Origin of the sequence: Lutibacter sp. A80 (assembly GCF_022429645.1) — a bacterium.
Taxonomy (GTDB): domain Bacteria; phylum Bacteroidota; class Bacteroidia; order Flavobacteriales; family Flavobacteriaceae; genus Lutibacter.
On record NZ_CP092480.1, the window covers coordinates 3,098,816 to 3,111,974 of the forward strand.

At 31.9% G+C, this 13,159-nt stretch carries 10 protein-coding genes and 1 riboswitch; of the genes, 5 read left to right on the top strand and 5 right to left on the bottom strand.

Features of this window, described 5'->3' with window-relative positions; all coding sequences use genetic code 11:
- Positions 1 to 5: 5 nt before the first annotated feature.
- On the top strand, positions 6 to 542 hold the full coding sequence (locus tag MHL31_RS12825; RefSeq protein ID WP_240226345.1) for a hypothetical protein: 537 nt from the start codon (positions 6 to 8) through the stop codon (positions 540 to 542).
- Here the strand turns inward: MHL31_RS12825 and MHL31_RS12830 are convergent.
- Both MHL31_RS12830 and MHL31_RS12835 read right to left on the bottom strand, forming a co-directional pair.
- Entirely contained in the window at positions 537 to 1,019 is a 483-nt protein-coding gene (locus tag MHL31_RS12830) for an ABC transporter ATPase (protein WP_240226346.1), read from the bottom strand. The genes MHL31_RS12825 and MHL31_RS12830 overlap by 6 nt on opposite strands.
- A gap of 33 nt (positions 1,020 to 1,052) precedes the next feature.
- Entirely contained in the window at positions 1,053 to 1,667 is a 615-nt protein-coding gene (locus tag MHL31_RS12835; protein WP_240226347.1) for a thioredoxin family protein, read from the bottom strand.
- Positions 1,668 to 1,905: 238 nt separating this feature from the next.
- On the opposite strand from MHL31_RS12835, the gene meaB reads away from it, so the two are divergent.
- Complete coding sequence (meaB, locus tag MHL31_RS12840) at positions 1,906 to 2,910, top strand: methylmalonyl Co-A mutase-associated GTPase MeaB (RefSeq protein ID WP_240226348.1); 1,005 nt, start codon at positions 1,906 to 1,908, stop codon at positions 2,908 to 2,910.
- A 38-nt stretch (positions 2,911 to 2,948) separates the two neighbouring features.
- Here the strand turns inward: meaB and MHL31_RS12845 are convergent, their stop codons facing one another.
- A complete protein-coding gene (locus MHL31_RS12845; protein ID WP_240226349.1) occupies positions 2,949 to 3,758 on the bottom strand; it encodes an HAD family hydrolase in 810 nt (269 codons plus the stop codon).
- A 188-nt stretch (positions 3,759 to 3,946) separates the two neighbouring features.
- Positions 3,947 to 4,169, top strand: a riboswitch (cobalamin riboswitch).
- A 102-nt stretch (positions 4,170 to 4,271) separates the two neighbouring features.
- On the opposite strand from MHL31_RS12845, the gene MHL31_RS12850 reads away from it, so the two are divergent.
- From MHL31_RS12850 to MHL31_RS12860, 3 genes are read left to right on the top strand one after another with little or no spacing between them, the layout of a single operon-like run.
- Complete coding sequence (locus tag MHL31_RS12850) at positions 4,272 to 6,329, top strand: TonB-dependent receptor (protein WP_240226350.1); 2,058 nt, start codon at positions 4,272 to 4,274, stop codon at positions 6,327 to 6,329.
- Positions 6,330 to 6,342: 13 nt separating this feature from the next.
- Entirely contained in the window at positions 6,343 to 7,500 is a 1,158-nt protein-coding gene (locus MHL31_RS12855) for a YncE family protein (protein ID WP_240226351.1), read from the top strand.
- 2 nt (positions 7,501 to 7,502) lie between these two features.
- On the top strand, positions 7,503 to 9,053 hold the full coding sequence (locus MHL31_RS12860; protein WP_240226352.1) for a PL29 family lyase N-terminal domain-containing protein: 1,551 nt from the start codon (positions 7,503 to 7,505) through the stop codon (positions 9,051 to 9,053).
- A 123-nt stretch (positions 9,054 to 9,176) separates the two neighbouring features.
- Here MHL31_RS12860 and scpA read toward each other — a convergent pair whose 3' ends face one another.
- Together scpA and MHL31_RS12870 are read right to left on the bottom strand one after the other, a co-directional pair.
- Complete coding sequence (gene scpA, locus MHL31_RS12865; protein WP_240226353.1) at positions 9,177 to 11,309, bottom strand: methylmalonyl-CoA mutase; 2,133 nt, start codon at positions 11,307 to 11,309, stop codon at positions 9,177 to 9,179.
- 5 nt (positions 11,310 to 11,314) lie between these two features.
- A complete protein-coding gene (locus MHL31_RS12870) occupies positions 11,315 to 13,105 on the bottom strand; it encodes a methylmalonyl-CoA mutase family protein (protein ID WP_240226354.1) in 1,791 nt (596 codons plus the stop codon).
- Positions 13,106 to 13,159 lie beyond the last annotated feature (54 nt).

Here is a 13,159-nt window from a genome sequence, read left to right on the forward strand (position 1 = left end):
TTTTTATGAAAAAGATACTATTATTTTTAGCGTTGCTAGTTAGTGTTTTTAGTTTTTCTCAGCGTGCAGTAAATTATAATTTTACGTTGAATGTTACTTTTTCTGGAAATGAAAATTTTGGAGAATACGATAATTATTTAGAAAAAACAGATTGGTCTCCAATAGCTCCAAATGCTATTTTTTTAAGAAATGGCTTAGAAGTAAAACTTAATAGTTTTATTTCAACAGGTGTTAATTTGGGTTTAGATGTGCATCCAGATGTCGATATTTTAGCGATTCCTTATTATATAGACGTAAAATTAGCCCTTGCACAGTCTGATGATGATAAATTCTATGTTGGTGGTGGAATAGGGAAGTTATTGAAGCTTGGAAAGGCTTTTGAACGTGGAAAGTATTATAAAGTAGGAATTGGGTATTATATTTCTTCAGAAAGGAATAATAGTCTTATTTTGAATATGGATTTTCATAATAAGCAAATTGCAAATTTTGAAAACGGTAGGCTTAATAGCTTATCGTTTGGAATTGGAATGATTTTCTTATAAAAAACGTCCTAACCAACTATCCATTATATTAATTTCCCAGTCGTTTTCTAATTCTGCTTTAGTAGTAATCATATTATCAAAAACTGTAGTTTTAGTAGAAACACCTTTGTTTTTCATCATTTTTTTAAATTCCTTTAAATCTTTGTATTGCACAAACTCACCTTGTTTGTAACAAACATTAATTTTATCTAATAAAACAATATCATAAAACTTTTCTAATTCAAGTATAAAAGCAGTTAAAGTGTCGTGCGCTTTTAAACTTAAATTTACTTCTGAATCATCTACAGTAATAATAATAAAACGATTGTATTTAAATTGATAAGAACACTCTAAGGCTTGCCCTTCATTAGTCCATTTTGTTAAAAAATTTTCAATACGTTCTTTTAAGCCATCAATTTCTTGAGGATAAAATTTTCTATTTGAAGGGAATACCCACAGTTTACACCAGTTTGGGATTTGATTAAAGTCTACAATCATTTTTATAAATTAATAAAACAAAGGTACACTAAATTAGTTTGTGCTTTTTTCAGATGCTAATAAGATTTCTAATAGATCTTTTTGAGTGTTATTTCCTTTATCTTTATTGTACCAAATTTGTAAATCTTTTTTAAATTCAGCATCTAAACCACCGTGTTGTGCTTTGTAATCATTTACCATTTTAGTAGCAATAGAAGGTCTAGGTCCCCAAGAGTTTACAACTTCATTTTTACTATTTACAATAATAACTTTGGGAATTGCTTTGCCTCCATTTGTTAAAAATTGTTGCATTAAAGTTTCATTTTCATCTCTACAAACAATTTTTAAATCTATTTTAGAAGAAGCTGTAGCAATTTTATTAATAACAGGTAATATTTGAGCAGCATCGCCACACCAACCTTCAGCTAAAATTAATAATGTATAATTGTTAGTTAATTGCTCTAAAGCAGTAGTTGTTTCTTCTGAAATTTTTAGCGTTTTGTCTAATCTATCCATACGCTTATCATTCAAAGTGCTATATTCTAAAAGAGCTTTTGATTGTTCACTTCCAGTAGATTTACCTTCAACCAAAAGACCTTTAATTAAGGTTCGGTATGTAGAGTAAGATACACCTTTTTTAATGCTGTTTTTTATTAAAAGACTGTCCATTTGTTTAGTTAATTTAGTTTCAATAGTTTGACGTGGTTTAATTATAAACTTACACCTTAAGTTCTGTAAATTAAGGTTGCAAAAGTAATGTTTGAATATGGTATAAAAAATGATTTATGTTACATAAATGAATAATTAAGGAATAAATGAGCCAATTCTAAGCATATATTTTTCTTAATATCCGTATATTTGTTCTTCTAAATTAATAGCATTTTACATTGAAATAGCATACGTATTTATGAAAAATTACAAGCCAAAAGGCAGGCTCGCACCTGAAGCATATATTAAAGGAATTTTAAATGGAGATAGGGTATTACTTTCTAGAGCTATTACTGTTATTGAAAGTAATTTAGAAAGTGATAAAACACTTGCTAAAGAAATTATTCAAGCTATATTACCATATTCTGGAAATTCTATTCGTATTGGTATAACAGGTGTTCCAGGTGTAGGAAAAAGTACATTTATTGAAGCTTTTGGAAAGCATCTGGTAAGTAAAGGTCATAAAGTTGCAATTTTATCTATAGACCCAAGTAGTCAACGGTCAAAAGGGAGTATTTTAGGGGATAAAACCAGAATGGAAGAATTGGCAAATATGGAAGAAGCATATATTCGTCCGTCTGCATCTGGAGATACTTTAGGAGGAGTTGCAAATAAAACTGGAGAAACTATGCTGCTTTGCGAAGCAAATGGATATGATGTTTTATTAATTGAAACTGTTGGAGTAGGGCAAAGCGAAACTGCTGTACACGGAATGACTGATTTCTTTTTATTACTAATGTTGGCTGGAGCTGGTGATGAATTACAAGGTATTAAAAAAGGGATTATGGAAATGGCAGATATGGTAGTAATTAATAAAGCCGATGGTGATAATATTACTATGAGTAAAATGGCTAAACGTCAATACCAAAATGCATTACATATTTTTCCGTTAGCCGAATCTGGATGGAGTCCAGTGGTAAGTACAGCCTCTGCTATAAAAGGAATTGGAATAGATAAAGTTTGGGAAGAAGTTGGTAACTTTAAAAAGCTAGTTGATGAAAATGGTTATTTTATAAGAAATAGAAATCATCAACAAATCCAATGGATGTACAATAATATTAATGAAGAATTAAAGCATTTATTTTACGGTTCAAAAGATATTTCTAGTAAATTAAAGGGACTTGAAAAAGATATTATTTCATCAAAAATATCACCGGTAAAAGCCGCTCAAAATATACTTAATGATTTTAAGAAATCTTTTTAATTATAATATGAGTTTCAATTTTTAAAAGAGTGCCTAACTTAAATATTTCTAGAATTTAAAATTTGTTCGAGAATATATTCAACCCCTTGTTGATCATTCGTTTTTGTTAAAAAATTAGCTGCTTTTATTACATTAGGGTGTGCATTTTGCATAGCGTAACTAAAATCTGCAAGAGCAATCATTTTTAAATCGTTATTATAATCTCCAAAAACCATGGTTTCTTCTTTGGTAATGTTTAAATCTTTTTGAAGTATGTTTAAAGCATAGCCTTTATTGGCATTATTATGCGAAATATCTAACCAGTTTTTACCAGAAACAAATACTTGCATATCATTTTCAAGTTGTTTTATTTCTGGCAGAATATACTTTTCAGAAGAATCAAAATGATAAGCAGCTATTTTAAAAAACAAATCATTTTCAACTTTGGTTAAATCATCTACAATTTTGTATTCGCTATAATATTCGTTAAAAAGCGCTATAAATTTTTCGTCTTTAGAATCTATATATGCTGATTTTTTACCACATAAAACAATGTTGGTGTTTTTAATTGTACGTAATAATGCAATGGATTTTAAAATTTGTTCTTTAGGTAGACCTATTGAAAATAATTCATTAGCTCCTTGCATTGCAAAAGCTCCATTTTCTGCAATTATAGTTATGTCGTCTTTTATATTAATCAATTTATTTACAATGCTATGGTATTGTCTTCCACTAGCTGCAACAAAATGAATATTCCTTTGTTTTAATTTATTAAAAATTGAGAAAAATAGAGGACTTACTTCGTGTTTAGAATTAAGTAAGGTGCCATCCATATCGGTAACTACTAATTTTACTTTTGAAAAATCCATATTTTAACTTTAAGACTGCAAAAATAGCATTATTGTATTGATTTAAGATGAACTTAATGTTGTTATAAATTTTTATTATAAAATAATGCTTTATAAATGTCTAAGTTGAGTGACTTACAATAGTTTAATTATTACGTTTTCTGTACATTAATAAAGTAGAAATAAAGTGTTATTTATAAAGAGATTTTTTACCTTTGCGCCGCAATGGTTTAGCTATGCTTTTCGGTGTAGTTAATTAAGAGGGAATCAGGTGAAAATCCTGAACAAACCCGTTACTGTAAGTTCCATGCAACATTTTGACAGGTCTATAATTTTAGGCCAATCTTTTGCCACTGTCTCTAAATTTTGAGATGGGAAGGCGGTTCAAAATGGGAATAAGTCAGGATACCTGCCACTGCGTATAATTTTAGAGCTTTCGTGGAATAAAGCTTTGAAGCCAGATGCAGATCATCAAATTTTCATTTGATTTCATTTTTTCCATTAAAGTTATTTGATAACAATCAAATAGGTTTTATGTTTTTATGTAACAAAAGGCTTTTATGCCTTATAAGTGTTGGTGTTTTATTACAAACATTAGGTTTGTTGTTGAACCCAATTTATGCGCAAAATAAATCTTCAGAAGAGAAGGTTAATCTAAAACTTGATTCTATTAAAAGAATTGCGTTAGATGAGGTTGTTTTAACTGCAACTAAACGTAAATTTAAAATAGCTTCACCTATGCCAGCTCAAGTTTTATCTGGGCAGCAATTAGAGAAAATGAATAGCTTGTCTGTTGCAGATGCTATACGTTATTTTTCGGGAGTGCAGTTAAAAGATTATGGTGGTGTTGGCGGTATAAAAACAATTAATGTAAGAAGTCTTGGTAGTGCTCATACTGCGGTTTTTTATGATGGAATGACTGTTGGGAATGCTCAAAATGGTCAAGTAGATTTAGGGAAATATTCGCTAGATAATATAGAATCTATTTCACTTTATAATGGTCAAAAATCATCTATTTTTCAACCTGCTCGTGGGTTTTTCTCTTCTAATACATTGTTTTTACAAACCAAAGTTCCAGATTTTTCAGAAACAGAAAAAACACATTTAAGAACAACGTTTAAAACGGGTTCGTTTGGACTTTTTAATCCCGCTGTATTTTTTCAACATAAATTATCGGATAAAATATCTTTATCCGCAAGTGCTGAATGGGTAAAAGCTGACGGAGAATATAAATATAGGTATAGTAAAGATAATGGATACGATACTATTGCTGTTCGTCAAAATGGAGATATAACCGCTTTACGTAGCGAAGTGTCTTTACACGCAAAATTAAAGAAAGGTGGACGTGCAATGTTAAAGGCATATATATATGATTCTGAACGAGGCTTGCCAGGAGCCATTGTTGCTAATAGATACGAGTATGTACAACGGCAATGGGATACGAATTTTTTTGTACATGGCTCGTTACAAAATTCATATTTTAATAAACACGAATTACTTTTCAATGTAAAATTTAGTAGAGATTACAGTAGGTATATAGATCCAGATTATAAAACGCTTGAAGGAGCTTTGGATAATAAATATTATCAAAACGAATTTTATGCTTCTTTGGTAAATCAGTATGAGATTAAAAATTGGTGGGATGTATCTATTGCAACCGATTTTTCAATAAATACGCTCGATGCAAACTTATATCGTTTTCCTTATCCAACAAGATATTCATATTTGGGAGCCTTGTCTAGCCAAATGAATTGGGAACGGATTGATATTCAAGCAAATCTATTAGGTGCTTATATTGATGAGCAGGTAAAATACTACCAACAAGGCGATAGCCAAAGTGTTTTTTGCCCTGTATTATCAGTTTCTTATCAACCTTTTGATACAAATAAATTCAGAATAAGAGCATTTTATAAAGAGTCTTTTCGGATGCCTACATTTAATGATTTGTACTACACTTTTGTTGGTAACAGTTCTTTACGGCCAGAATTTACCACCCAATATGATTTTGGTACAACCTATATAATTGAACCAAATGAACTAGTACAGTCAATTTCTTTACAAGCCGATGTGTATTACAATCGTGTTAAAGATAAAATTGTAGCAATGCCTTCTTCAAATCTTTTCCGTTGGACAATGATGAATCTTGGAGAGGTTGAAATAAAAGGTTTGGAAGTAAATGCAAACTTAGGACTTCAATTACCTGAAAATATACTGTTTGATTTAGGTGTTAATTATACTTTTCAACAAGCAATAGACATTACACCAGGTGGAACAACTTATGGAGACCAAATACCATACACCCCAAAACATAGCGGAACGTTAACTTCAACTATAAATTGGGAAAATTGGCAAATGAATTACAGTTTTATTTACACAGGTGAACGCTATAGTCAAAAAGCTAATATTCCAGTAAACTATGTAAAACCATGGTATACAAGTGATTTGGCGCTTAACTGGGAAGGCGATTTTTTAAAGTTACCACTAAAAATGGGTGTGGAAGTAAATAATGTATTCAATCAATATTACGATGTGGTACTTAATTTTCCAATGCCTGGAAGAAATTACCGTTTTAATATATCACTAAATTTTTAATAAATATTCAACAATGAAAACAACTAACAATTTTTGGTTAATGCTTGCTATAGCTACTATTTCTTTAATTGGATGCCGAGAGGACGATTTAATTATTCCTGAAGAGGAAGTGACATTGCCACCCGAAACAGTAACATCTGTAGAGGGATTCTATTTACTAAATGAAGGGAATATGAATATGAATAAAGCTTCACTCGATTATTACGATTATGAATCAGGAATTTATAGGCGTAATGTTTATGGAGAGGCAAATCCAGAATCTACTTTAGGTTTGGGCGATGTTGGTAACGACATTGCAATTTATGGCTCAAAACTGTATGCTGTAATTAATAATTCTAATAAGGTAGAAGTTATGGATGTTAAAACTGCTGAACGCATTAAAGTAATTGACGTTAAAAACTGTAGATACCTTACCTTTTCTAATGGAAAAGCTTATGTCAGCGCTTATGATGGTGAAGTTGCTTTAGGAAATACTTCTGCCAATGGATTTGTTGCAGAAATTGATACTACATCGTTAGCTATAACTAGAACAGTAGAAGTAGGAAGACAGCCCGAAGAAATAGCTGTTGTTGGCGAAAAACTTTATGTTGCTAATTCTGGAGGTTACAGCCCTCCAAATTACGAACGAACCGTTTCTGTAATTGATCTTAATTCATTTACAAAAATTAATGATATAGATGTTGCAATAAATCTTCACCGTCTTAAAGCAGATGAAGATGGTGATTTGTATGTAAGCTCTCGTGGAGATTATTTTGAAAACCCTTCAAAATTATTTGTAATTGATACAGAAACAGATACTGTTAAAAACAGTTTCGATATTGCCTGCGCTAATTTAACAATTGCCGGAGATACGGCTTATATAATAGGATCAGAATTTAGCTACACTACATTCGATTGGACAATCAACTATTCTATGTTAGATGTAAAAACCGAAACGCTGCTTGATGAAAGTTTTTTACCAGCAGAAGTTAGTGATGCCATAAAAACGCCATACGGTATAGCAGTAGATCCAATCTCTTCAAATATTTATATAACAGATGCTGGAGACTATGTTTCTCCAGGAACGCTTTATTGTATTGATAATAATGGTAATACCAAATTTACCGTAACAACTGGAGATATTCCTGCTCATTTTGCTTTTGAATTTAAAACAACAATAATAAACCAATAAACATGAAAAAAACAGTATTTTTATTAAGTACAATCTTATTACTATCAGGTTGTTACAAAGATGATATTAACGATTTAAAAGATGACGTTAATGAACTACAAGAGCAAATGATTCAATATGAAACCTTGCTTAATGCATTAAGTGAAAGATTATATGTTGAAAGTTATGAAGCACAAGACGGAAGTTATGTAATTAATATGAGCGATGGTTCTCAACTTTCAGTTCGTAATACCTCTTCTTTTATAGAAATTGGAGATAATGGTAACTGGTGGATCGACGGTGTAGACTCTGGAGAGGTTGCAAAAGGAGAGACAGGAGAAGCTCCTGAAATAAAAATTGGTGATAATGGTAACTGGTTTATAGATAATGTAGATACGGGTGCTTCTGCCTCTGGACAAGACGGAAAAGACGCTTCAGATATAATATCTATTTCTTTAGCCAATGGTATTATGAGTTTTACCTTTGCTGATGGACGTACAATTAGTATAGAAGCAAGTGTTCCAGAAATAAAACTTATTGAACCAGTAGGAGGTATTGTTGTAGATCAGATGCAATGGTTACGTATTGCTCCAGAAGTAAGTTCTTCAAGTGAAGTAACTTACCAATGGTTGATTGATGATGAGGAAATTGCTACTACTAACGATTTATTACATGTATTTGCTAAAGAAGGAACTTTTTATTTAGAGTTTATAGCTAAAAATATGGTTGGTGAAAGTTCTAAAATAATTGCAGTAACTGTTGCGGCTAAAACTTATGAAAATAAAATAACTCAAGTTTTTGATTTTTTACCTGCTCCAGGACAGTTCACAAACTCTTTACCAGCTGCTACAGCTGAAGATACAGATGAAACAATGAGAGCTTTAGCAGAAAGTAAACTAACATCTGGAAGTATGATTAGCCTTGGTGGATTTGGTGGTTATGTAGAAATGGGATTTGATCATACAATTGTTAATAAAGAGGGTAATGATTTTGTAGTGTTAGGAAATGCTTTTTCTACTTGGGCAGAGCCAGGAATTATAATGGTATCATACGATGCTAATGCAAATGGAATAGCAGATGATGAATGGTACGAAATTGCGGGTTCTGAACACAATAAGGCAACTACAATTAAAAATTATGAGATCACTTATTACAAGCCAGAGGCTGAGCCTGAAAATGCAACTGAACCAAATTATATTAGATGGACAGATAACCAAGGAGAAGAAGGTTATATTGCTAAAAATGCTTTTCATCAACAAACATATTATCCAATGTGGAAAGGAGAAACTATTACTTTTAAAGGGACATATCTAAAATCTAACATTTATGATCAATCTGGATCTGGAACTTATTGGGTAAACCCAGCTTACGATTGGGGTTATGCAGATAATTGGAGTAATAATGATGAAAAAGCTCAAATAGATATTAGTTGGGCAGTTGATGATGAAGGTGAATTAGTAAATCTTAAAGGTATAGATTTTGTAAAAGTATACAGTGCAAACCAAGCTGCAGGTGGTTGGTTAGGAGAGGTTTCAACTGAAGTAACTGGATTTAAAGATTTAAATTTAGAATAAACAAGGAATTTGAAAATCTAATTTTGATGTTAATAAACTTGTAAAGTGTAAAATTAGAGCTACAAAAAATCCCGAACAAATTAAATTGTTCGGGATTTTTAAAATTAAAAAAAAATTAAAAACTTATTCTTGTTCTAAATATTTCTCCATTATTGTAATCGCTGATTCTGAAATAACAGTACCAGGACCAAATACGGCAGCTACTTTTCTTTCGAATAAGTAATCGTAGTCTTGCGCTGGAATAACTCCACCTGCAAATACCATAATATCAGGTCTGCCTAGTTTTTCTAATTCTTCAATTAATTGAGGAATTAATGTTTTATGACCCGCAGCTAAACTAGATGCTCCAACAAAGTGAACATCGTTTTCAATAGCTTGTTTTGCAACTTCTTCAGGAGTTTGGAATAAAGATCCCATATCCACATCAAAACCTAAATCAGCGAAACTAGATGCAACTACTTTTGCACCTCTATCGTGACCGTCTTGACCCATTTTTGCAATCATAACTCTTGGTCTTCTACCTTCTATTTCTGCAAATTTATCAGCTAATTTTTGAGCTTTTGCAAACGTACTGTCGTTATCTACTTCTTTCCCGTACACTCCACTTATTAATTTAGTATCCGCTTTATGTCTTCCAAAATGAACTTCTAAAGCATCAGAAATTTCACCTAAAGTAGCAAAATTTTCTGCAGCTTCAACAGCAAGTTCTAATAAATTACCTTTAGCACCTCCAGCACAGTCTTCCAATGCTTTTAGTTTAGCAGCAACAACTTCTGAATTACGTTCAGCTTTTAATTTGTTTAAACGTGCAATTTGAGATTCTCTAACTACCGTGTTATCAACTTCTAAAATTTCAATATTAGATTCTTCTTCAGTTTGGAATTTATTTACTCCAACTAAAATATCTTGACCAGAATCTAAACGCGCTTGTTTACGTGCAGAAGCTTCTTCAATACGTAGTTTTGGAACTCCAGTTTCAATAGCTTTTGCCATTCCACCCAATTCTTCAACTTCCTCGATTAATTTCCAAGCTTTTTTAGCAATCTCTTGTGTTAAGTACTCAACATAGTAAGAACCAGCCCAAGGATCAACAGATTTGGTCATTTGTGTTTCATCTTGAATAAAGATTTGCGTATTACGTGCAATTCTTGCAGAGAAATCTGTTGGTAAAGCAATGGCTTCATCCAATGCATTTGTGTGTAAAGATTGCGTTCCACCTAAACCAGCAGCCATTGCTTCAATACAAGTTCTAGCTACGTTGTTAAAAGGATCTTGCTCACTTAAACTCCATCCAGAAGTTTGACTATGCGTACGCAATGCCATTGACTTTGGATTTTTTGGGTTGAATGACTTAATTATTTTTGCCCAAAGCATACGTGCAGCACGCATTTTTGCAATTTCCATAAAGTGATTCATTCCTACTGCCCAGAAGAATGATAAACGAGGCGCAAATTCATCAATTTTTAAACCAGATTTTAATCCAGTTCTAATGTATTCCATACCATCTGCTAAGGTATAAGCCAATTCAATATCTGCAGTTGCACCAGCTTCTTGCATATGGTAACCACTAATTGAAATTGAGTTAAACTTAGGCATATTTTGTGTTGTATAATCAAAAATATCTCCAATAATTCTCATGGAAGGAGCAGGTGGATAAATGTATGTATTACGCACCATAAATTCCTTTAAAATATCATTCTGAATAGTTCCAGAAAGTTTGTCTAAAGAAACACCTTGTTTTCTTGCAGCAGCAATATAAAAGGCCATAATTGGTAATACAGCACCATTCATTGTCATAGAAACAGACATTTTATCTAATGGAATTTGATCGAACAAAATTTCCATATCTAAAATAGAATCTATGGCAACACCGGCTTTACCAACATCACCTGTTACACGTGGGTGATCTGAATCGTATCCACGGTGTGTAGCTAAATCAAAAGCAACTGAAAGTCCTTTTTGACCTGCAGCTAAATTTCTTCTGTAAAAAGCATTTGATTCTTCTGCAGTTGAGAAACCTGCGTATTGACGAACCGTCCAAGGACGCATAGCATACATTGCGCTATAAGGTCCTCTTAAAAATGGAGGTACACCAGCAGCATAACCTAAATGTTCGGCTTCTGAAATATCTTCTTTTGAAAATTGTTTTTTTACAGGGATTCCTTCAGGAGTATTCCAAACGTCTTGATTCTCTGAAGTTGCAGCTGTTTGCTTAACAGCTGAATTTAATTTTATATCTGAAAAATCTGGTTTCATACTTCTTAAGATTTTAAGGTTTTTTGAACTTTTTCCTGAATAGCAGAAAGTGTTACAAGAACATCAGTTCTCATATTAACAACACCATCTAAACCAAGTTCAGTTAATTCATCCATGTTTTTAGGAGCACCGGCTAATAACAATACTTTGTTTTTAGCAATAGCTCTAAATGCTTTTATAAATGCAACAGCACTTTCATCGTAATCTTGATCTGAACTACAGATTACCACTACGTGAGCGTCTGATTTTGCACTTTCTGTTGCAGCTTCTTCAGCGCTATTAAAACTTTCTTCTTGGTGAACGTCAAAACCACTAACACCAATAAAGTCGTAAGCAAAAGCTGCTCTAGCTTTACGCATATTTAAGTTTCCAAAACTTGCTAACTGTACAATTGGACGTACTTTTGTTTCTGCTACTAACTCTTCAGTAACTCTACGCATAGCTTCAATTTCTAATGAAGCTCTTCTTGGAGTTAATGTTTTTGAATCGGCTGCTCCTCCTTTAGAAAGAACATCTACAGCAACAGTTTCCATTAGGTTAGGGTATTTGTTAATACCTACCATTGGAGTTCTACGTTGGCTAATTAATTTTAATTTTTTTAAACGAATTTCAGCAATTTGTTGTTGAATAGTTTCGTTTTCAAAAGCAGTATAAAAACCACCATCAGCTTCAATAGCTTGGAATAAAACCAATGCTTTTTCAGCTATTTTTGAAGAAACTTCTTCAATATAGTATGATCCATCAACAGGATTTGAAACTTTACCAAAGTAAGATTCTTCTCTTAAAATTGTAGTAATATTACCAGCAATTCTACTTGAGAAATCTGAAGGGTTTTTAAATTCTTTATCGTAAGCATCAATTAAAACACCATCTACATTTCCTAATATTGCAGACATTGCTTCAGTTGTACAACGCAATAAATTAGTTTCAGCATCTGTTACAGATTTACTCCAAATTGAAGTTTTAGCTGTAATGGTATTTGTAAGTTCAGAAACTCCGTATTTGGTAGCAACTTCAGCTAATAAACTGTTAAATGCTCTAAATTTACCAATTTCAACAAAGTACTCTAAGCCAATTGCTAGTTTAAAGTTTAAGTTGTTAAAAATTGTTTGCGTTTCAATACCTTTTTCTGAAAGTTTTTCAATTAAGAAAACCAACGAGTTTAATGTGTACGCAATTTCTTGAACTTGGTTTGCACCTGAATCTAAATATTCAGTTCCTGAAACTGTGATAGCTTTAAAGTTAGGAAAATCAGCAGTTAATTTTACAAGTTCTGCAATTACTTCAATTTGAGAAGCATTAAAAGAACCAGTAGTTACATAATTTGAAATAACTCCTGTATTAATATAACCTTTTAAATTGCTGTCTTTTGCAAAAGCAACTAAATCAGTTGTAAAAGCAACAGCATCATCTGTTATTTCGAAAGAAACAGTTGTTGCATTTAAATCTATTCCATTAAGAAGGTTTGCTATAGATACATTTTCTTTTAATTGAAAAATAATTCCATTCATTCCTTCCTCAACAGCTTTTATAGCTAATTTATTTCCATTTTCAGCTGTTGTAACTGTAATGCTACGATAGTTGACTAAAGATTGAGAGTTTTCTCCAGTATTTTGAAGCTGCTCAATTTTATTTTCTATGCTGTAGCAAGGTTGAATATTGATACCAGTAAGGTTTTTCCAAACCAGTTTTTTATCAAAATCAGCTCCTTTTAAATCTGCGGTCACTCTTTCCATCCACTGTTCTGTTGAAACAGGAGGGAATTCAGAAAAAAGTGCTTTATTTTTATCGCTCATTATGTTTGAATTTAATATGAATTTAAAATTTAGAGTCTTTAAAATTAAAAAAAA